The following is an 18,531-nucleotide window of genomic DNA, read 5'->3' as shown; positions in this document are numbered from 1 at the left end:
AGGAGGCCGTCCGTACGCTCCTCGGCGGCGGCTACGGCGCGTTCGTCGAGGTCTCGACGCACCCGGTGCTGACCGCCTCGGTCACCGAGACCGCCACACGGCGCCGCTCGCCCGGCGCGTGCCGCCCGCACCCCCGGTGCCGCGCGCGGACCGGACCCCGACGGCTGAACCCTCACCACCGGCACCACCCTGGTTGTCCGCAACACCCGCAACACCGGCACCGCCCGCAGAATCCGCAGTACCGGCACCGCCCGCACCACCCGCTCCAGCGGAAGGAAACTGATTCATGACCACATCGACGCAGTCGGCCGGGGACCTCAACTGGCTCCTGGACGATCTCGTGGGGCGCGTCGCGGCCCTGCGGCACGCGGTGATCCTGTCCGGCGACGGACTGGCCACCGGTGCCTCCCGCGGCCTCGAACGGGAGGACGCCGAGCACCTCGCCGCCGTGGCGGCCGGCTTCCACAGCCTGGCCAAGGGCGCCGGCGGCCACTTCAAGGTCGGCGGCGTCCGCCAGACCATGGTGGAGCTGGACGAGGCGTTCCTCTTCATCACCGCGGCCGGCGACGGCAGCTGCCTGGCGGTGCTGAGCGAGGCCGAGGCCGACATCGGCCAGATCGCCTACGAGATGGCCCTGCTGGTCAAGCGGGTCGGCGAGCACCTGGCCGCGGAACCGCGCACCGAAGCCGCCCCGCGGGGGAGATGAGCGGCCTGATGGCGGAGGAGGAGCCGACGAGCGAGCAGGACGACCCGGGCGGGGACGAGCCCGAGGTCGACCTGTTCGTGCCGCGCACCCCGGTCGACGACCGCTGGTTCGACGACGAGGCCGGGCCGGTGGTCCGGCTGTTCTCGATGACCAGGGGGCGCGCCCGGCCGGTCGAGGACGGACTGTTCGACCTGATCTCGCTGATCACCGCCGCCGAGCCCGGGCCGGACGCGGGGGCCGTGCCCGCGCACCTGCTCGACCCGGAGCACCAGACCATCCTGGCCTGGTGCCGCCGCGAGCCGCTGTCCGTCGCCGAACTCGGCTCCTACACCGACCTCCCGGTCAGCGTGGTGCGCGTGCTCCTCGGCGACCTCTACGACGCCGAGCTGATCAGCGTCACCCGACCCGTTCCGCTCGCCGAGCTGCCGGACGAGCGCCTGCTGCGAGACGTGATCAATGGACTCCGTGCGCTCTGACCACCACGCGAACGCCGCCGCCACCGCCCAGGGGGCCGGCGCTGCCGCCGGCAGCGCCAACGACCCCGCCTGGCGGGGCGGCCCGGGCGTCGCGGTGAAGATCCTGGTGGCGGGCGGCTTCGGGGCGGGCAAGACCACCCTGGTCGGCGCGGTGAGCGAGATCCGCCCGCTGCGCACCGAGGAGGAGCTGAGCGAACTCGGCCGCCCGGTGGACGACACCTCGGGCGTGGAGGCCAAGCGCACCACCACCGTGGCGATGGACTTCGGCCGGATCGACCTGCGCCCCGGACTCGCGCTCTACCTGTTCGGCACCCCGGGCCAGGACCGGTTCTGGTTCGTCTGGAACGAGCTGGCCCGCGGCGCGCTCGGCGCGGTCGTCCTCGCCGACACCCGCCGGCTGGCGGACTGCTTCCCGTCGGTGGACTTCTTCGAGCAGCGCGGCATCCCCTTCGTGGTGGCGGTGAACTGCTTCGACGGCACGCAGGTCTACGCGCCCGAGGAGGTCCGGGACGCGCTCGACCTGGACCCGGGCGTCCCGGTGCTGCTCTGCGACGCGCGCCGGCGCGAGGACGGGAAGGACGTGCTGGTCGCGCTGGTCGAGCACGCCGCCGACCGGCGCCGGCGGGCCCTGGCCCAGGTCTGACCGGGCGTCGGGCCGGCCTTGTCTCATCCGGGCGTCCGCATTGCGGACGTTCGGCGTCCGGGAGGTTGCCTTGACCGGCCCGGCATGGAAGGCTCTGTGGACGAAGGCCGCCCCGAGCCCTGTCGCCGGGCGCCTCGGAACGGCACCGGCGCCCGTGGGGCGCGACAACGCAGGGGGGAGGGCAGGGCCATGACCGTCGACCAGCGACGCGCAGCCGCCGCGCCCGTCCCCGCCCCGGTCACCCCGGCCCTGACGACCCGCCGGTACATCGACCACGCGCTGTTCTGCAGCGCCTGTTGTCGCTGACGGACCGGGCCCTTCCCCGTCCGTGCCGACGGACGCACCGACAGACGCGCCCCGGCCGGTCCGGCCTGCCGCCCCGCGCGCCCCTGGTGGCCGTGGCGTCACCTCCGGACACCGCCTGACGCTCCGTCGACCGGCGCTTCGTCACCCCGCCGCCCCGGCCGCACCGGACGCCCCCGTCCGGCGCAACCGCCGTTTCCCGCAACCGCTTCGCGGAGAGCACCAGTGAACCTCGACTGCCCCACTGCCACCCCCGTCACCGCCGCCGGTGGCAAGGCCGCCTGTCCGGAGTCGCCCAGCGCGTCCCGGCAGTCCGCCCGCTGACCTCGGATCAGCCCTCGGCAGCACGCCCGGTCGACGCGCAGACGACTCCACCCCGTCCGTCACGCGCGAAATGAGCGGAACCATGTCCTCCTCCTCCACGGCCGCCCTTCCCCTGCCCGCCGCGACCCCGCACCTGCGCGCGGTCCGGTCCGTCCCCTCGACCGCCGACCGGTGGCACGGCCCGCACCAGGCCGGCCCGCAGCACCCGCCGGTCCAGCACCCGTCCGTCGTCGCGCCGGTCCCGTCCGTCGCGCCGGTGCCGCACGCCGCCGCGGTCCCGCACGCCGCGGCCGCGGCTCCGCAGAACGTCCAGGCCCCGCCGGCCCTGCTCGCCGCACTGCCGGAGGGGGCCACCGTGGTCGCCGCCCTTCCGCCGGGCGCGCTGCCGCAGGCCCTGCTCGCCCAGTACGGTGCGCAGTCGGGCGCCACGGGCGGTCAGCCGATGGTCGGGTACCTGGTGCTGGTGCCCGCCGAGACCGCGGCGGCGCCGGCCGGCCCGCCCTCCGTCGGCGCCTCGCCGCTGTCCGCCGTTCCCGCCGCGGCCGTCTCCGGCCGCGCCGCTCCCGCCGCCGGCCGCGGCATCACCGTCGACGTCGAGCGCCGGAACGCCTACGTCGACGGGCGGTTGCTGGACCTCACGTACCTGGAGTTCGAGCTGCTGGCGCACCTGACCGGGCACCCGCAGCGGGTGCACACCCGGGACCACCTGGTCTCCGCCGTGTGGGGCTACGGCCACGTCGGCGACGGCCGCACGGTGGACGTCCACGTCGCGCGGCTGCGCCGCAAGCTCGGATCCGCCTACCGCGACAGCATCGTGACGGTCCGTCGGGTCGGCTACAAGTACACGCCGGTGGCGTGACCGCCGGCGGGGCCGGGCGTTCGCCGTGAACGCCCGGCCCTACCGGCCGGGGGCGTCCAACGCCGTCGGCGTGCGCGGCGGCATGCCCGGTAGGAGCGGGAACGGCGCCGGCGAGGTCAGCGCCAACTGCCGGGCGAAGCGCGCCAGGGCGCGCAGCAGGATCGTCCGCACGGGGGGCTCCCGGGGTCTCGAAGGACGTGTGCGGACGGTTCAACGCCCCGGTGCGCCGCAGGTCACGGCCGCCGCGCCGCCGACCTGCGGCGACCGTGGCCCCGGCCGGTGGTTCAGCGGCTCAGCGCGTCGATCTCCGCCAGCTCCCCGGGGGTGAGCGGGCCGCCGTTCAGCGCGTCGATGTTCTGGTCCAGCTGGGCGACACTGCTCGCGCCGATGATCACCGACACCACCCGCTCGTCCCGCAGCACCCAGGACAGCGCCAGCTGCGCGAGGGTCTGCCCGCGCCGCTCGGCCACCTTGGCCAGGGCCCGCAGCTGCTCCAGCTTGGCGCCGGTCAGCGACTCCTCCTTCAGGAAGTGCCCGACCGACATCCGCGACCCGGCCGGCACCTCGCCCGAGAGGTAACGGTCGGTCAGCAGGCCCTGGGCGAGCGGGGAGTAGGCGATCAGGCTGGTCTGCGTCTCGCCGGCCGCGTCCAGGACGCCGCCCTCCACGTACCGGTTGAGGATCGAGTAGGCGGACTGGTTCATCAGCACCGGCGTGCCCAGGTCGCGCAGGATCGCCACGGCCTCCCGGTGCTGCTCCGCGGGGTAGTTGGAGATGCCGGCGTACAGCGCCCGGCCCGAGCGCACCGCGGTGTCCAGCGCGCCCATCGTCTCCTCCAGTGGAGTGTCCGGGTCGTAGCGGTGCGAGTAGAAGACGTCCACGTAGTCCAGGCCCATCCGGCCCAGCGACTGGTCCAGGCTGGCCAGCAGGTACTTGCGGCTGCCGCCGTCGCCGTACGGGCCCGGCCACATGTCGTAGCCCGCCTTCGAGGCGATGAACAGCTCGTCCCGGTACGGGCGGAAGTCCTGGGCGAACAGGTAGCCGAAGTTGCGCTCGGCGCTGCCGTACGGCGGGCCGTAGTTGTTCGCGAGGTCGAAGTGCGTGATGCCCCGGTCGAAGGCCCGGCGCAGCACCGCCCGCTGCACCTCCAGCGGCTGGGTGTCGCCGAAGTTGTGCCACAGGCCCAGGGAGACGGCGGGCAGCCGGACGCCGCTGCGGCCAGCCCGGCGGTAGGTCATCGTGGCGTAGCGCTCATCCGCGGCAAGGTAGGTCATGCCGACATCCTGCCAGTCCGGCGGCCCGGATCGAGCGCCGCGCGCGGGCGGGGCCGCGGTCTCGCGGCGTTCTGTACCTACAGGTATGTACAGATGTACCTACAGGTATGTACAGTGATCGTCATGGCAACCCAGGACCGCCTCATCGAAAGCACCCAGGAACTCCTCTGGGAGCGCGGCTACGTCGGCACCAGCCCCAAGGCCATCCAGCAGCACGCCGGCGTCGGCCAGGGCAGCATGTACCACCACTTCACCGGCAAGCCCGACCTCGCCGCCGCCGCCCTGCGTCGCAGCGCCGAACAGATGCGGGCCGTCGCCGCCGCCGACCTGGCCGGCCCCGGCACCGCCTACGACCGGATCGCCGCCTACCTGCTGCGCGAGCGCGAGGTGCTGCGCGGCTGCCGGATGGGCCGGATGGCCCAGGACCCGGACGTCATCGCCGACCCGCAGCTGAGCACGCCCGTCGCCGAGACCTTCGACTGGCTGCGCGGCCGCATCGCCGAGCTGGTCGCCGAGGGCCAGGCCGACGGTGAACTCGGCTCCGGACTCGACCCGGTGGACACCGCGGCGGCCGTGGTCGCCGTGGTCCAGGGCGGCTACGTGCTCGCCCGGGCGGCCGGGGACGCCGAGCCGTTCGACCGGGCCGTCCGCGGCGCCCTCGGCCTGCTCGCCGCCCGCCGGACGGGCTGAACCCGCCGGGCGGGCCGACCCCCGTGGGCCCGGTGCCACGACCCCGGTGCCGCGAGCCCGAAGCCGCGAGTCCGACGCCGCAACCCGAGGAGACCACCCGTGCACGCCATGCAGTACACGATCACCCTCCCCGCCGACTACGACATGGGGATCATCCGGAAGCGGGTGGCCGACAAGGGCGACCTGCTCGACACCCACCCCGGCCTCGGCCTCAAGGCCTACCTGGTCCGCGAGCGCGGCCAGGACGGCGCGCCCGTCAACGAGTACGCCCCGTTCTACCTCTGGCGCACCCCCGAAGGCATGAACGGCTTCCTCTGGGGCCCCGGCTTCCGCGGCCTCTGCCAGGACTTCGGCCGCCCCGCCGTCCGGCACTGGCTCGGCAGCGGCCTGGGCCGCGGCCCCGCCCGGGACACCCCGGTCGCCGCCACCCGCCACGTCGAACGCCTCCCGGAGCACACCGACCCGGCCGGGGCCGTCGAGGCCGCCCTCGCCGCGCTGCCCCGCCACCCCGCCCTGCACACGGCCGCCGTCGCCGTCGACCCCGGCCGCTGGGAGCTGCTGCGCTTCGCCCTCTGGGCCGGCCCCGCACCGGCCGCCGAGCCGGGCACCCGCTACCGGGTGCTGCACCTGTCCAGCCCCGAACTCGACCGGCTGCCCGCCGGCCGCCACTGGTGAAAGGACCACCCGCCCGATGGAGCCCACCGCCCTCACCGCCGCCCCGCTCGACCGCGCCGCCGGCTACGCCCTGCTGGAGGAACTCGCCGGGCCGCAGACCTCCGCCGCCACCCTGCAGGGCCTGGACGACCTGGCGCCCGGCTTTCCCGACTGGATCGTCACCAGCCTCTTCGGGGGCACCTACCAGCGGCCCGGTCTCGCCCTGCGCGATCGTCAGATCGCCAACCTGGCCGCGCTGACCGCCCTCGGGGGCGTCGAGCCGCAGCTCGCCGACCACGTCCGGAACAGCCTCCGGGCCGGCCTCGGCCGGGAGGAGATCACCGAGGTGCTGGTCCACCTCGCGCCCTACGTCGGCGTGCCGAAGGCCCTCGCCGGCCTGCGGGTCGCCGCGGCGGCCTTCGCGGAGCAGGCGTGAACGCCACCCCGGCCGCCCCGGCGCCCGCGCCTGCTCCGGCTCCCGCCTCGGCCCCCGCGCCCGCCCCCGCTCCCGGGGCCGCCGCGGTCCGGACCGTGCGCGGCGACGTCGACCCGGCCGGACTCGGGGTCTGCGACGCCCACGACCACCTCTTCCTGCGCAGCCCCCGCCTCCCCGGCGAGGAACTGGACGACCCGGCCGCAGCCGAAACGGTCCTGCGGGACTTCGCGGCGGCCGGCGGGCAGGCGTTCGTCCAGTGGACCCCGCACGGCATGGGCCGCGGTGCCCACGTGCTCGCGGACCTCTCCCGCGCCACCGGGGTCCACGTGGTCGCGGCCACCGGCCTCCACCAGGCGGTCCACTACGAACCGACCGCACTCGCCGCGCTGTACGACGGGCTCGCCGAGCGGCTCACCGCCGAGCTGACGGCCGGGCTGCCCGGGGCACCCGCCGGGGTCCGGGCCGGGCTGATCAAGGTGGCCGGCGACTACCACGGCCTCGACGGGCACACCCGCCGGGTGATGCAGGCCGCCGCCGAGGCGCACCACGCCACCGGTGCGCCGATCGCCGTCCACCACGAACTGGGCACCGCCGCGCCCGACGTCCTCGACCTGCTCTGCGGCCGGTACGGCGTCCCGCCGCAGCGGGTGATCCTCGGCCACCTCAACCGCCTGCCCGACCTGCGGCTGCACCGGGACGTCGCCGCGTCCGGCGCCTACGTCGCCCTGGACGGTCCCTCCCGCGCCCACCACGCCACCGACCACCACCTCTTCGATACCGTGGCCGCGCTCGTGGAGGCGGGCCACGCCCCCCAGCTGCTCCTCGGCGCCGACACCACCACCCGCAGCGCCCGGCACACCCCGGGCCCGGTCCACCTCCTCACGGCGCTCGCCCCACGCCTCGCCCGCGCGTTCGGCCCCGAGCTGCCCGCCCGGCTGCTGAAGGCCAACCCGGCCCGGGCGTTCGGGGTGGAGTGGCGGTCCTGAGCGGGGGGAGACACGGCCCGCGCGGGGGAGAGGGGGCGTGCTCCGGCTGCGCTGCCCTCAGCGGCAGAGGGCGTCGAGGTCCTCCGAGAAGGTGGCGAACTCGGCCCTGGCCTCCGCGATGATCTCCCGCGCGGGCCGGCGCGGGGTGGTGGCGTGGCGTCCGGCGAGGTCCGCCAGGGCAGCGGCCGGCCGGGGCTCCCGGTCGTCGTGGACGGCCGCTTCGAGCGGGCCGAAGCCGTCGGCCAGCACCCAGAGCAGGTCGGAGAGGTTCCCGGCCACCAGGCCGCTCTCGCCCTCCGAACCCAGGAACACCACCGGCTGCTCGGCGAGCGGACGGCCCGGCCGGACCAGCCAGAGGGCGGCCAGGCCACCGGTGCCGTCCTGCCCGAACACCCGGTAGGCGTCGCCGTCGAGCCCGTCGTTGCCGGTCCAGGACCGGATCCAGTCGGTGGTCTCCCCGGCGGAGTCGAAGGCGTCGTACGGCTCGAAGTCGACGCCCTCGCCGTCCTCGCCGTACTCGAATGCGATCCGGGCCACCTCGGCCAGGGCGGGCGGGAAGCTGCGGTCGTCGCCGGTCGTCTCGGTCATGCCCGCACGGTAGCGCTCCGCTCGGACACTCCCGCGCCCGTCTGCCGCCTGCCGCCTGCCGTCCGGTGGCCGGATGCCCGCACCGGGGTTTGAATCTGAGGAATCGCAGCAATCCGACGCCCCGGGCGGAGAGGCGGACCCGACCATGCACCGATGGCTCGCCCCCATCCGGCTCGCCTTCGGGCTCCTGGCCGCCGTCGCGCTCGGCTTCGCCGCCCAGCGGGCCGCGGCCGGCGTCACCGGGCTGGTGGACTTCTTCAGCTACTTCACCAATCTCAGCGCCGTGGCGGCCGTCGTCGTCCTGCTGGCCGGCGGCTGGGCCGGGCTCACCGGCGGGCGCCCGGTGCCCGGTTGGGTGCGCGGTGCGGTGGTGCTCTGCACGAGCGTCACCGGCCTGGTCTACGGGCTGGGGGTGGCCGTCTACCCCGTGGCGCTGATGATCCCGTGGGCCGGCCACGTGCTGCACCAGGTCGTGCCGCTGGTGATGTTCGCCGACTGGCTGCTCGACCCGCCGGAGCGCCGCATCCGCCCGGTGCAGGCGGTCGGATGGCTGGCGTTCCCGTTCCTCTACCTGGCCTACGCGCTGCTCCGCGGGTGGGCGGTCGACTGGTACCCGTACGTCTTCCTCGACCCGTCCCGCCCGTGCGGCTACGGCCGGGTCGCGGGCGCGTGCTTCGTGACGACCCTGGGCTTCGTGCTGGTCGGGGCCGTGTTGATGTGGGCGGGCAACACCCTCGGTGAACGCCGCGCGGCCGGTTCGGGCAGCCCGCCGCGCGGCCGCCGCGCCCACGCCCGGACGACCTGACCTCCCCGGTGCCGCCTGCGCCCGGTGCGCCCGTGTCGGTGCCGCCGGTGCCGGTGTCGCCCCGAGGCCGGGAGCCGGTTCCTCAGCCGCCGAGGGCCTGGAGGATCGGCCGGCCCAGGGTGCCGACCCAGCCGGCCAGCGCGGAGAGCGGCCCCAGCAGACCGGTGCCGGCGGCGACCAGGGCGCCCGCCGAGGTCAGCAGGCGGGTGATCCGGGTCAGCCGGCCGGCCACCGCCTCGCGGTCGGGCTCCGGCTGGGCGACCTCGGCGTCCAGCGAGTCCAGTTCGGCCGCGACCTCGGGCGCCACCGCCGGCGGCAGCTGCGCCTGGTCGACGGCCGAGCGGAGTTCGCCGACCAGGGTCCGCACGTCCTGCCCGTCCGCCGTGTAGTGGCTCGACTGGCCGCCGTGCACGGTCTGGTCACCGGCGACGTTGTTGAACACGCCGCCCTGCTGACTACCGATGTTGAAGACCATGGCGGTCCCTTCGTCATGGACCGCCGCCGCCTCAGGTCGACGGCGACGAGCCCGGGTTCAGCCGGCGGTCCTCCTCCTTCTCGTAGCGACGCTTCCGGACCACGGTCCAGATCACCAGGGCGACGCCGATGACCAACAGCACCGAGCCGACGATCACCACCGCGGTGCCGAGGGAATCGAGCGTGAAGCCCCCGAACCGCTTGTCCTCGTCGAACGCGTTCTGGGACGAGTCCGCGAAGCCCAGGAAGGCACCGCCGAGCACGGCGAGCAGCAGGCCCACCATCGCCGTGTGCCGGGCCGTGGTCCGGATGGCGGAGAGCTTGTGGAAGAAGTCCGCGCGGCGGGCCGCCTGGATGTGGTTGTCCTGCACGACCCAGTTGTTGTACTCGTTCCTGTTGTACTGGTCTCTGCCGATGTTGTTGAAGTGCCCGTCTCGCTGTTCGCCCACGTCGAACCGGGCCGCGGCCTGCTCCGGCTTCTGCTCCGGCTTCTGATGCGGCGTGCCCGGTCTCGGCGCACTCGGCGTGCCCGCACCTGCCCTGCCCGGAGTCGCCCTGCCCGGAGTCGGCGTGCCCGGAGCCGGCTTGGCCGAAGCCGAGGCCGGGCCCGCATTCGCGCCCGGGCCGGGGCCCGGCCCGAAGCGCGGCGGGGCGGTCGGCTTCGGCGGAGCGGTCTGCACGGGGCTGCCCCGGGGAGGCGTTTCCACCCGGGGGCCCGCCGGCCGGGGACCGTCCTGCCGACCGGCCTGCTGTTCGCCGGCGTCCTGCCGGCCGGCCGTCCCGTCGCTCTTCCCGTCGGTCCTCTGCCGGCCGGTGCTCTGCCCGGCGTGCTCCTTCCGGGCGGTCTCCTGCGGCGCCGTGGCCGCCTGGGCCGCCGCCTCCCGGGCTGCCGCGTCCTCGGGCGCCGCACCCTGGGCTCCCGCCTTCGGACGGGTGGCCCGGTCCCCCGGGCGGGGTGACACCGGGTTGTCCCTGACGACGGTCGCCGCCTCCGGGGCCGGGGTGTCCGCGTGCGGCTGGGTCGGCGCCTCGACGAGCGGCTCCTCGTAGTGCACTTCCAGCGGTCCGAAGTCCAGGACGTCCCCGCTGTGCAGCTGCTGCTTCCGGAGCACCCGCCGGCCGTTCACCCTGGTGCCGTTGGTGGAGGACAGGTCCTCCACGGTGGTGTGCCCGTCGGTCCGCGACACCTGGGCGTGGCGCCGGCTGAGCCGGGGATTCAGCAGCTGGATCTGGCAGGCGGTGCCCCGGCCGACCAGCAGCGGTTCATGGTCGAGTTCGTAGACCTGGCCACGGACCTCGTCCGGGCTGTCGACGACGAGACGTGGTAAGGCCCGATCCTGCGAAGGCGGGTTCATGGCACTACCTCCTGCCGGATGCGACCGGCGAACCGGTGAACCACCGGGGGCGGGGATGCGTGTCGCCCGCCCGCCGGCTCGGGTGCCTTCCCCTCCAGTAAAGGCCATATCAACGCCGCCGCACACCCCCGGCCGGCCTCCGGAACCGGCCGGTCGGTGCAGTGGTCACGCAGGGGAGCCGGACCGTGCCCCAGCGGTGATCCAGGACTCCACCCGCACGGTCGCCGTGATCGCGCCGAAGGCCAGCACCCGGGTCAGCTCACCGTCCGCCCGGCCCCTTTCGGCGGCCCGGTCCGCTCCGGCTGCGTGATCCGTTGCGGCTGCCCCGTCCGTTGCGGCTCCCTGGTCCGTTCCGGTTCCCTGGTCCGGGCCGTGGCCGTCCGCCGCCCGCCGGGCGGCGCGCCAGGCCGCCACGTCGGTTTCCGTGATCCGGTACGGCGCCAGCGCGGCCAGCAGCGCCAGCCGCGCCGCCGGGCGCTCGCCGGGCGGGACCTCGGCGTCTGCCAGCGCGGCTCCCACCGGGTCGCCGCCGAGCGGCGGGTGGCCCCCGTCCCACGCGGCGACGGCGTCGAGGACGGCGGCCCGGCCCGCCTCGCCCAACAGGTCGCCACCGGCCGAGGCGGCTGCCCGCAGAGCCAGGTAGGCGGGGCCGACCGGGCCCTCCCCGGCCCACGCGGGCACCGGCCCGGCCGGGGCCGGTCCTTCGAGGACGGTGAGCCCGGCCCCGGCCCCGGGGTTGCGCCGGGCGGCGTGTCCGACCGCGAGGGCGGCGGCCCGGCGGACGTGCCGGGAGCGGCGCAGCGCGCTCGGCAGCAGCGCGTTCTCGTCGAGCAGCGAGGTGACCATCCGGTTGATGAAGTGGGTGACCAGCGCGGTGCCGACGAACTCGGGCGCCAGTGCGGGCGGGAACGGCGGCTCGGCGAGGAGCGGGCTGCCGGGGGAGCGGGTGGCGGCCGCCCAGGCGAGCAGGTCGGCGTGCTGCCGGCCGTCCGGTGTGCGGCCGGCCCGGGCCGCCTCGGCGAGGTCGTGGTCCCCGGCGCCGTGGGCGAGCAGGGCGTGCGCCTCGGTGCAGAACGGGCAGCGGTTGGCCAGTGAGACGGCGCTCGCCACGGCCTCCTTGTCGGCGCGCGGCGCGGTGCCGACGATCTCGGCCTCGCGCAGCAGGGCCCAGGTGCCGGCCAGCACCCCGGGGGCCGGGGAGAGGCTCATCAGCGGGCCGTCGGCGAGCAGGAAGTCGGTCTCCATCTGCGCGTACACGGCGGCGACCTGGCCGGTGGCGGACTTCTGCGCGACGGGGGTGGTGTGACGGTAGGGCCTGGACATGCGCGTTCCCCTCCTGATGGCGATGCCTGGGGCGGTATTGCAACTCTGTGTTGCGATACCGTGAGCGTGTCACGCCGAATGCCGTAACGCAACTGGGAGTTGCAATGTCTGCCGAATCCTCTTCTCCCGGCGCCGACGGGGCGCCCGATGCCGACGGATCCGGCGCGCGCCCCGGCGCGGCGGAGCCTGCCCCGGAGCACATGCCGCCGGGGGGTCCTGCCCCGGGAGACCTGCCGCCGGGAGACCTGCTGTCGGGAGACCTTCCTTCCGGCGGCCGGCATCCGGCGCCCGGCCGGCGTCCGACGGTCGGGCGGGGGGAGAAGGTGCGGGCGGCGGTCCTGGCCGCGACGCTCACCGAGCTCTCCGAGATGCGCTACGCCGCACTCACCGTCGAGTCGGTCGCCCGGCGGGCGGGCGTCCACAAGACCACGGTCTACCGGCGCTGGAAGGACCGGGATGCGCTGATCGTGGACGCGCTGGCCGGGCAGATCGCGGCGGACATCCCGATCCCCGACACCGGCACGGTCGAGGAGGACCTGCGGCTGCTCGCCCGTGGCCTGGCCGGGTGGCTGCGCGGGCCGTCCGGCGCGGCGGTGCTCGCCGTGATGCTCTCGGAGGCGGTCGAGGCGCCGGGGATGGCCGAGGTCCGCTCACGGATCTTCGACGACCGGCTGCGCCGCGCCGAACCGATCGTCACCCGGGCCGTCGCGCGCGGCGAACTGCCGGAGGGCATCGACCCGGCCGACGTGATCAAGGCCCTCGCGGCGCCCCTCTACTTCCGGGTGCTCATCACCGCCGAACCGGTCGACGATGCCGCCGCCGACCGGGCCGTGACCGCCGCGCTGGCCGCCGCCCGGCACGGCGGGCTGGGCTGACGGGCGCCCGCCGGCCCCGGATGCGCCGGGGCCCGCGGCGCTCGGGGGAGCGGCGCGGGCCCGACGCGGCCGTGCCGGGGGCCGTCCGGGGTGCGTCCGGGCGGTGATCCGGACGGTGATCCGGAGGGAGGTCCGGGCGGCGGCCCGGCCGGGGGTCACATGTGGGTGCCGCCGTCGATCCGGATCTCGGTGCCGGTGACGAACGCGCCGTCGTCCGAGGCCAGCATGGCGATCACGCCCGCGACCGTCTCCGGCCCGGCGAAGCCCTGGCCCAGGGCGGGGGCGAGCTTGGCCAGCAGGCTGAAATCGGTGTCCGCGGGGAGGCCGGGGTTGTTGGTCATGCCGCTGTCGATGCTGCCGGGCGCGACGCACACCGCCCGCAGGCCCTGCTTGGAGTACTCCGAGGCGATGGCGTGCGTGAAGGACTGGATGCCGCCCTTGGTCGCGGCGTACGCGGCCATGTAGGGGTGGGCGAAGCTCGCCGACGTCGAGCTGAAGTTGACCACCACGCCCTTGCCGCCGGCCAGCAGTGCGGGCAGCGCCTCGCGGGTCACCAGGAACGTGCCGGTCAGGTTGACCGCGATCAGTGTGTTCCAGAACTCCAGGCTGGTCTCGTGGGTGTGCGAGGAGCGCAGGATCCCGGCCGCGTTGACCAGGACGTCCAGCCCGCTGAGGCCCGACACGGCCCCGGCCACGCCGGCCCGTACGGCGGCCTCGTCCGAGATGTCCAGCACCGCGGTCGTCAGCCGGCCGTCGGTGCCGTCGGCGGCCGCGCGGTCCAGCGTCGCCTTCAGGCCGTCCTCGTTGACGTCGATCGCGACGACCCGTCCGCCCTCGGCGAGGATCCGGTGCACGGTGGCCTGGCCGATGCCCGAGCCGCCGCCGGTGATCAGGACGTTCCGTCCGCTGAAGCGCTCCATGGTGGTACTCCGTTCGTTCGTGGCCTCGCGACGTCTTCCGTGGTGTCGCGACCGCGCTGACACGGTACGCCGAAGTGGCACGACGTGCCAATAAGGCGCAATGCGCCACAAGGGCGCGCCGTGTCAGCGGTCGCGTTGTGCCAGGGGGCCGCGTTGTGCCAGGCGGTCGCGTCGGGTCAGCAGGTCGTGTCGTGCCAGGCGGTCGTGGCGCGTCAGGCCTCGGCGGGCGGGTGCGACACCCCGCGCCGTCACGGCAGGCCGTGCCGGCCCGGCAGTCCGCGCCACCTCGGCACGCTGCGTCACCGCACCCGTTCGTCCGCGTACGCTGATCACCGTGACCGGACGCCCCACCCTGAACCAGCGCCGCCGCGACGCGACCCGGCTGGAGATCGCCCGCACCGCCGCCGCACTCTTCGCCGAGCGCGGCGCCGAGGCCGTGACCGCCGAGGAGATCGCGCTCGCCTCGGGCATCTCGCTGCGCACCTTCTACCGCTACTTCTCGGTGAAGGAGGACGCCGTCGCCCCGTTGCTGGCGGCGGGCGGACGGCGCTGGGTGCAGCTGTTCGAGGAGAGTGCGGCCGGGCTGCCGGTACGCGAGGCACTGGAGCGGTCGGCCGCCGAGTCGCTGACACCGGCCGACGACGCCGCCATCGAGGCCATGCACTGGACCCGCGACCTGCTCCGGGACCCGCGCCTGGACGACGTGTGGCAGCGGGTGCACGCCGACTCGGAGGAGCGCCTGCGCGGCGTGATCGCCGACCGCTGTCCACCGGGGACGGACCAGCTGGAGATCCGGCTCGCGGCGGCGGCCGCCACCACCGCCATCCGGGTCGCGCTGGAGGAGTGGGCGTTCTCCGACGCCCCGAGCGCCGGTCCGGGCTCGCCCCAGGAGCTGGGTGCCCGGTGCATGCGCGAGCTGACGGCCGGCCTGCGCCTCTGGGCCCTCGTCAGCTGATCCTGCGCCACCATGCGCATCCGCGGGCCCTCTCGTGTCATACCTGCGGACCGTGTCGGTCCCCCGATACCCGCTGGTCGGCGGGTCCGGGGGGCCTTCGCGGACCGATAGGCTTGTGGATCGCGCCTCGGCGACGGTGTCCACTGCGGGAGAGGGAACCGGGGCGGCCGTCCCGGATGTCCCAGGGCATGGCCCGGCTAGGGCTGCCGGCCGCCGGGCGCAGGGGCGGGGGGACGTTCGAGGCGTGGGAGCAAGCAGGACATGGGTCTGACGAGCCACAAGGTGTTGGCGCTGACCGTATTGATCGCCGTCGTGGTGATGGCCGGCACGGTCTGGCTGTGGCCGAGGCTGGCGAAGAAGTCCTGGCAGGCGGTGCTCGGCCGGATCGGTGCGCTGCTCGCCACCCAGCTCGCCGTGCTCGCCGCGCTGGGTCTGGTCGCCAACAACTACTTCGCCTTCTACAGCAGCTGGGACGACCTGCTCGGCACCGGCGACAACGGCCCGGTCGTCATCCAGAACAAGGCGGACGCCTCGGGCCGCCTCCAGGTGGAGACCATCGGCCAGGCCGCCGTCCAGGGCGGCGGGGCGCTCGGCCGCGACCCCAGGCAGTCCGGCGAGATCCGCGAGATCCGGATCGACGGCGCCACCACCCGCCTCTCCACCGAGGGCTACGTCTACCTGCCGCCGCAGTACTTCCAGCCGGAGTACGCGCACAGGCAGTTCCCGGTCGTCATCATCTCCACCGGCTTCCCCGGCATCGCCAAGAACCTGGTCACCCGGCTGAACTACCCGGGCGCGGCGCTCAAGCTGCTCCAGGAGGGCCGGATGCAGCCGACCGTGATGGTGATGGTGCGTCCGTCGCCCGCGCTGCCGCTGGACACCGAGTGCGAGGACATCCCGGGCGGCGCCCAGTCGGACACCTACTTCACCAAGGACGTCCCGTCCGCGATCCAGGCGAGCTTCCGGGTCTCCCCGGCGCCGCAGGCCTGGGCCTTCATGGGCAACTCGACCGGCGGCTACTGCGCGCTCAAGCTCGCCATGCGCCACCCGGACGTCTTCCCGACCGCCGTCTCGCTCTCCGGCTACTACAACGCCGCCGACGACCCGACCGTGCCGGACCTCTTCAAGGGCAGCGAGCAGCGCCGCCACGAGGCCGACCTGATGTGGCGGCTGAAGAACCTGCCGCAGCCCGCGGTGTCCGTGCTGCTCGCCGGCACCAGGGAGGGCGACGGCGACTACCGGCGCGACACCGAGTCCTTCGTCGGTGCCGTGAACCCGCCGATGAAGGTCTCGTACAGCATGCTGAAGACCGGCGGCCACAACTTCGAGACCTGGAGCAAGCTGCTCCCGTCCTCGCTGGAGTGGCTCTCCCAGCGCCTCGCCGTCCCGGGCCAGCCGGTCTGACCCCGGGCCGGCCGGGGCGGCGCCGCCGCTGCCGCCGTCGCCCCTCCGGTCCCGGACGTGAAACGCCGGGCCGCTCACCCGTGGGGGTGAGCGGCCCGGCGTCCTGCTGTGCGGAGCCTCAGGCCACCGGCTCCAGCGTCCCGGTGTGCAGTTCGCCGACCCTGCCGCCCTCGCCCTCGTACGTCCAGAACGCGCGCACCGTGAGCTTGCCGAGGTCCATCACGTGGCTGACGGTGATGCCGCTCTGCTCGGTCCAGCTGACGAAGTACAGGTCCGGGCCGACCTCGGCGACGTGCAGGGTGACGTCCTCCCACTGGCCGGCCGACTCGCCGAGGCCCTCCCAGCGCAGCCGCTTGCCGTCGGCCGAGTAGGCGTTGCGGAAGGCCGCGCCGTTGTCGACCTGGAAGAGGTAGGTGCGGCCGGCGAAGCCGGGCAGGGGCGCGGTCATGGCGGGACGGGTCCTCGTCTCTCGTGGTGCGGCACGGAACCGCGCAGGGACTCCAACCTATCCGACCGGATGACCTCCGGGGTGGACTTGTCGACACCTCGCCACGGCGCGGGCCGCCACGCCGCCCGCCGGCCGGGTGTGACCCCGGCACATGGGCGCCCCGATGGCCCGGCCGTACGGTGCAGGCTCCTGGCCGCCGGGGGCCGGCCTGATCCTCGGTCCGAGCGCTCCGGTCAGCCCCTCCGGCCCCGTCCGGCCTCCGCCCGCCCGTGGACCCGCCCGCCCGTGGACCCACCCGACCAGGGAGCCGCCCGATGAGACGCCCGTCCGCCACGCTCGCCGCCCTCCTCACCCTCGCCGCGCTCCTCCTCGGCATCCCGCCCACCGCCTCGGCGGGCCCCGCCGCGCCCGCCACCGCCGCCCTCACCCTGGAGGCCGCCTTCCCCGCCCCCGGCCACGGCTGGGCCACCGTCGAGCGCTACCTCGACACCACCCGGGCTTCCGCGCCGAGCAGTACCCGCCCGGCGGCCGCGGCGACCAGGACGGCGCCCGACTCGGCTACTTCGGCGGCGTCCGCCGGCCGTTCTCCGGACGCTTCCTGCTCTACTCCGCCGCAGGCTGGGACGCCGGCAGCCGCACCACCCCCGTCCTGCTCGTCCACGGCGCCAACGACAACGCCGACCGCGCCTGGGCCGCCCCGGACGAGACCGGCACCTGCGGCGCCACCGGCGGTGCCGCCTGCCCGTCCACCGGCCTCGCGCAGTACCTCGCCGCCGGCGGTCACCGGGTCTTCGCGATCGGCTTCGCCCACCAGCAGGGCGACAACCTGCTCCAGGCGCAGGCCGTCGGCGACGCGATCGCCCTGATCCGCGCCCGGCTCGGGGTGCCGCAGGTGGACGTGGTGGCCTGGAGCAAGCGCGAGGTCGCCGCCCGCGCGTACGTCTCCTCGGTGCGTCCCTCCTGGGGCCGGGCCTACGCGGGCGACGTCCGCCGCCTGGCCACCCTCGGCGGCCCGAACGGCGGTCTCGACTACGTGTACGCGCACGGCTGGGCGTTCTCGCTGGCCACCTGGCCGGCCTGCGGCGGCACCGCCGATGCACCCTCGCCGCACCTGTTCATGACCTGCTACGGCACGTACACCGCGCAGCCCTGCCTCGGCGTACTGCCCACCGGCGGGTACGACTGCTACCCGGGCCAGCGCCAGCTGCTCGCCCGCTGGGACGGCAGCTACGGGGTGGACGGCACCGCCCAGGACTGGTGGACCACCTACTACGGGGGCCAGGGCCTCTACACCGCGGGCCAGGGCATCCAGGCCGCCATCGACGCCGGCTCGCTGATCGGGCCGCTCCAGCGGGCGGGCATCCCGGCGGCGGTCCGGACCTACCTGCTGGCCGGCGGTTCGGCCGACATCCCCGGCGTGCTCAACGAGAACCGCGGGCCCGGCGACGGGATCGTCTTCACCCGCAGCGCGCTGGACACCACCGGGATCGGCACGGTCGGCGGCACCCGGCTGCTGGGCGGGCTCAACCACCTGGAGCTGGCCTGGGCGCCCGACGCGATGAGCCAGGTCGCCGCCTGGCTCGCCTGACCGCCGGCCCGCCTGGCCGCCCGCCCGCCCGCCTGACCGTCGCGCTGCCCGGCCACCGCGCCGCCCGGCCGCTGCGCCGCCGCCCCGCCGTCCGTCCGGACGGGCTCAACTGATCAACTTCGCACGGCCGTTGATCAACTCCGCCGCTCCCCGGTGTGACCTGCGCGACAACACCCGCCGTCGAGTTGTCGCGTCCCGGACGGCCTGCCTAGCCTGCTCGGACGTCCGCTTCGCGGACCTCCGCCGCCGGGACGCCGAGTCCTGTCCACCCGCCGGCGGGCAACCGAGCACCACAGCGGACGGGAGCGGGGGACCCAGGTCAGTGCCAGGCCCGCGCGCTCCCGCGCCCGGGTCGCGGCTAGGGGTGAAGCCGCTCCACGGGCGGCCGGGCAACCTCAGCCCGAACCCGACAGCTCACCTCGCAGGCGTCGCAGAGGACACTGCC

21 protein-coding genes and 1 riboswitch are annotated in these 18,531 nt (G+C 75.2%); of the genes, 13 read left to right on the top strand and 8 right to left on the bottom strand.

Annotated elements, in window-relative coordinates:
• Positions 1–286: 286 nt before the first annotated feature.
• The 4 genes from ABZ885_RS11515 to ABZ885_RS11500 all read left to right on the top strand — a co-directional run bounded on the left by ABZ885_RS11515 (position 287) and on the right by ABZ885_RS11500 (position 3,311).
• On the top strand, positions 287–706 hold the full coding sequence (locus ABZ885_RS11515; protein ID WP_360186559.1) for a roadblock/LC7 domain-containing protein: 420 nt from the start codon (positions 287–289) through the stop codon (positions 704–706).
• On the top strand, positions 703–1,182 hold the full coding sequence (locus tag ABZ885_RS11510) for a DUF742 domain-containing protein (protein ID WP_360186558.1): 480 nt from the start codon (positions 703–705) through the stop codon (positions 1,180–1,182). The genes ABZ885_RS11515 and ABZ885_RS11510 overlap by 4 nt, the downstream gene beginning before the upstream one ends.
• Before the next feature lie 94 nt (positions 1,183–1,276).
• Positions 1,277–1,825, top strand: a complete 549-nt coding sequence (locus ABZ885_RS11505; RefSeq protein ID WP_360186562.1) for an ATP/GTP-binding protein — start codon at positions 1,277–1,279, stop codon at positions 1,823–1,825.
• Between the two features lie 709 nt (positions 1,826–2,534).
• Positions 2,535–3,311: a winged helix-turn-helix domain-containing protein gene (locus ABZ885_RS11500; protein ID WP_360186556.1), complete on the top strand. Its 777-nt coding sequence runs from the start codon at positions 2,535–2,537 to the stop codon at positions 3,309–3,311.
• 39 nt (positions 3,312–3,350) lie between these two features.
• On the opposite strand, the gene ABZ885_RS11495 is transcribed toward ABZ885_RS11500, so the two are convergent.
• Positions 3,351–3,482 carry a hypothetical protein gene (locus ABZ885_RS11495; RefSeq protein ID WP_360186555.1) on the bottom strand — a complete coding sequence of 44 codons (132 nt, stop codon included), beginning with the start codon at positions 3,480–3,482 and terminating at the stop codon, positions 3,351–3,353.
• Positions 3,483–3,595: 113 nt separating this feature from the next.
• Entirely contained in the window at positions 3,596–4,585 is a 990-nt protein-coding gene (locus tag ABZ885_RS11490; protein WP_360186554.1) for an aldo/keto reductase, read from the bottom strand.
• A gap of 123 nt (positions 4,586–4,708) precedes the next feature.
• Between ABZ885_RS11490 and ABZ885_RS11485 the strand changes: the two genes are divergently transcribed.
• The 4 genes from ABZ885_RS11485 to ABZ885_RS11470 all read left to right on the top strand — a co-directional run bounded on the left by ABZ885_RS11485 (position 4,709) and on the right by ABZ885_RS11470 (position 7,351).
• Positions 4,709–5,275 (top strand): TetR/AcrR family transcriptional regulator, encoded by a 567-nt coding sequence (locus tag ABZ885_RS11485; protein ID WP_360186553.1) that lies wholly within the window; start codon positions 4,709–4,711, stop codon positions 5,273–5,275.
• Positions 5,276–5,374: 99 nt separating this feature from the next.
• A complete protein-coding gene (locus ABZ885_RS11480; protein ID WP_360186551.1) occupies positions 5,375–5,950 on the top strand; it encodes a DUF4865 family protein in 576 nt (191 codons plus the stop codon).
• Positions 5,951–5,966: 16 nt separating this feature from the next.
• On the top strand, positions 5,967–6,365 hold the full coding sequence (locus tag ABZ885_RS11475) for a carboxymuconolactone decarboxylase family protein (protein ID WP_360186550.1): 399 nt from the start codon (positions 5,967–5,969) through the stop codon (positions 6,363–6,365).
• A gap of 95 nt (positions 6,366–6,460) precedes the next feature.
• On the top strand, positions 6,461–7,351 hold the full coding sequence (locus ABZ885_RS11470; RefSeq protein WP_360186561.1) for a phosphotriesterase: 891 nt from the start codon (positions 6,461–6,463) through the stop codon (positions 7,349–7,351).
• A gap of 57 nt (positions 7,352–7,408) precedes the next feature.
• Here the strand turns inward: ABZ885_RS11470 and ABZ885_RS11465 are convergent, their stop codons facing one another.
• A complete protein-coding gene (locus tag ABZ885_RS11465) occupies positions 7,409–7,939 on the bottom strand; it encodes an SMI1/KNR4 family protein (RefSeq protein WP_360186548.1) in 531 nt (176 codons plus the stop codon).
• 145 nt (positions 7,940–8,084) lie between these two features.
• Here ABZ885_RS11465 and ABZ885_RS11460 point away from each other — a divergent pair, with 145 nt between their 5' ends.
• Positions 8,085–8,744, top strand: coding sequence for a Pr6Pr family membrane protein (locus tag ABZ885_RS11460; RefSeq protein ID WP_360186547.1), 660 nt, complete (start codon positions 8,085–8,087; stop codon positions 8,742–8,744).
• An 82-nt stretch (positions 8,745–8,826) separates the two neighbouring features.
• On the opposite strand, the gene ABZ885_RS11455 is transcribed toward ABZ885_RS11460, so the two are convergent.
• The 3 genes from ABZ885_RS11455 to ABZ885_RS11445 form a co-directional block, all read right to left on the bottom strand.
• A complete protein-coding gene (locus ABZ885_RS11455) occupies positions 8,827–9,219 on the bottom strand; it encodes a hypothetical protein (RefSeq protein WP_360186546.1) in 393 nt (130 codons plus the stop codon).
• A 31-nt stretch (positions 9,220–9,250) separates the two neighbouring features.
• On the bottom strand, positions 9,251–10,573 hold the full coding sequence (locus tag ABZ885_RS11450; protein ID WP_360186544.1) for an FHA domain-containing protein: 1,323 nt from the start codon (positions 10,571–10,573) through the stop codon (positions 9,251–9,253).
• 165 nt (positions 10,574–10,738) lie between these two features.
• Positions 10,739–11,896 (bottom strand): carboxymuconolactone decarboxylase family protein, encoded by a 1,158-nt coding sequence (locus tag ABZ885_RS11445; protein ID WP_360186542.1) that lies wholly within the window; start codon positions 11,894–11,896, stop codon positions 10,739–10,741.
• A 323-nt stretch (positions 11,897–12,219) separates the two neighbouring features.
• Between ABZ885_RS11445 and ABZ885_RS11440 the strand changes: the two genes are divergently transcribed.
• A complete protein-coding gene (locus ABZ885_RS11440) occupies positions 12,220–12,771 on the top strand; it encodes a TetR/AcrR family transcriptional regulator (RefSeq protein ID WP_360186541.1) in 552 nt (183 codons plus the stop codon).
• 155 nt (positions 12,772–12,926) lie between these two features.
• On the opposite strand, the gene ABZ885_RS11435 is transcribed toward ABZ885_RS11440, so the two are convergent.
• The gene (locus ABZ885_RS11435) at positions 12,927–13,691 is read right to left on the bottom strand and encodes an SDR family oxidoreductase (RefSeq protein ID WP_360186539.1); all 765 of its coding nucleotides are present in this window, start codon (positions 13,689–13,691) and stop codon (positions 12,927–12,929) included.
• A 334-nt stretch (positions 13,692–14,025) separates the two neighbouring features.
• Between ABZ885_RS11435 and ABZ885_RS11430 the strand changes: the two genes are divergently transcribed.
• Both ABZ885_RS11430 and ABZ885_RS11425 read left to right on the top strand, forming a co-directional pair.
• Positions 14,026–14,646, top strand: a complete 621-nt coding sequence (locus ABZ885_RS11430) for a TetR family transcriptional regulator (protein WP_360186537.1) — start codon at positions 14,026–14,028, stop codon at positions 14,644–14,646.
• Positions 14,647–14,907: 261 nt separating this feature from the next.
• On the top strand, positions 14,908–16,050 hold the full coding sequence (locus tag ABZ885_RS11425; protein WP_360186535.1) for an alpha/beta hydrolase-fold protein: 1,143 nt from the start codon (positions 14,908–14,910) through the stop codon (positions 16,048–16,050).
• A gap of 118 nt (positions 16,051–16,168) precedes the next feature.
• Here the strand turns inward: ABZ885_RS11425 and ABZ885_RS11420 are convergent, their stop codons facing one another.
• Entirely contained in the window at positions 16,169–16,498 is a 330-nt protein-coding gene (locus ABZ885_RS11420) for a MoaF N-terminal domain-containing protein (RefSeq protein ID WP_360186534.1), read from the bottom strand.
• Between the two features lie 151 nt (positions 16,499–16,649).
• On the opposite strand from ABZ885_RS11420, the gene ABZ885_RS11415 reads away from it, so the two are divergent.
• Positions 16,650–18,086 carry a lipase gene (locus tag ABZ885_RS11415; RefSeq protein WP_360186532.1) on the top strand — a complete coding sequence of 479 codons (1,437 nt, stop codon included), beginning with the start codon at positions 16,650–16,652 and terminating at the stop codon, positions 18,084–18,086.
• A 278-nt stretch (positions 18,087–18,364) separates the two neighbouring features.
• Positions 18,365–18,529, top strand: a riboswitch (cyclic di-AMP (ydaO/yuaA leader).
• The last annotated feature ends 2 nt before the right edge of the window (positions 18,530–18,531 follow it).

The organism is Kitasatospora sp. NPDC047058 (assembly GCF_040643935.1).
In the GTDB taxonomy this organism is placed as follows: domain Bacteria; phylum Actinomycetota; class Actinomycetes; order Streptomycetales; family Streptomycetaceae; genus Kitasatospora.
The sequence above is the reverse complement of the archived record's forward strand: the minus strand, read 5'-3'. Positions and strand labels throughout refer to the sequence as shown.

Coding starts and splice junctions, on each gene's coding strand:
- ABZ885_RS11515 (WP_360186559.1), top strand. CDS start 287: ATGACCACATCGACGCAGTCGGCCGGGGACCTCAACTGGCTCCTGGAC.
- ABZ885_RS11510 (WP_360186558.1), top strand. CDS start 703: ATGAGCGGCCTGATGGCGGAGGAGGAGCCGACGAGCGAGCAGGACGAC.
- ABZ885_RS11500 (WP_360186556.1), top strand. CDS start 2,535: ATGTCCTCCTCCTCCACGGCCGCCCTTCCCCTGCCCGCCGCGACCCCG.
- ABZ885_RS11490 (WP_360186554.1), bottom strand. CDS start 4,585: ATGACCTACCTTGCCGCGGATGAGCGCTACGCCACGATGACCTACCGC.
- ABZ885_RS11485 (WP_360186553.1), top strand. CDS start 4,709: ATGGCAACCCAGGACCGCCTCATCGAAAGCACCCAGGAACTCCTCTGG.
- ABZ885_RS11475 (WP_360186550.1), top strand. CDS start 5,967: ATGGAGCCCACCGCCCTCACCGCCGCCCCGCTCGACCGCGCCGCCGGC.
- ABZ885_RS11465 (WP_360186548.1), bottom strand. CDS start 7,939: ATGACCGAGACGACCGGCGACGACCGCAGCTTCCCGCCCGCCCTGGCC.
- ABZ885_RS11460 (WP_360186547.1), top strand. CDS start 8,085: ATGCACCGATGGCTCGCCCCCATCCGGCTCGCCTTCGGGCTCCTGGCC.
- ABZ885_RS11455 (WP_360186546.1), bottom strand. CDS start 9,219: ATGGTCTTCAACATCGGTAGTCAGCAGGGCGGCGTGTTCAACAACGTC.
- ABZ885_RS11450 (WP_360186544.1), bottom strand. CDS start 10,573: ATGAACCCGCCTTCGCAGGATCGGGCCTTACCACGTCTCGTCGTCGAC.
- ABZ885_RS11445 (WP_360186542.1), bottom strand. CDS start 11,896: ATGTCCAGGCCCTACCGTCACACCACCCCCGTCGCGCAGAAGTCCGCC.
- ABZ885_RS11435 (WP_360186539.1), bottom strand. CDS start 13,691: ATGGAGCGCTTCAGCGGACGGAACGTCCTGATCACCGGCGGCGGCTCG.
- ABZ885_RS11425 (WP_360186535.1), top strand. CDS start 14,908: ATGGGTCTGACGAGCCACAAGGTGTTGGCGCTGACCGTATTGATCGCC.
- ABZ885_RS11420 (WP_360186534.1), bottom strand. CDS start 16,498: ATGACCGCGCCCCTGCCCGGCTTCGCCGGCCGCACCTACCTCTTCCAG.
- ABZ885_RS11415 (WP_360186532.1), top strand. CDS start 16,650: ATGGGCGCCCCGATGGCCCGGCCGTACGGTGCAGGCTCCTGGCCGCCG.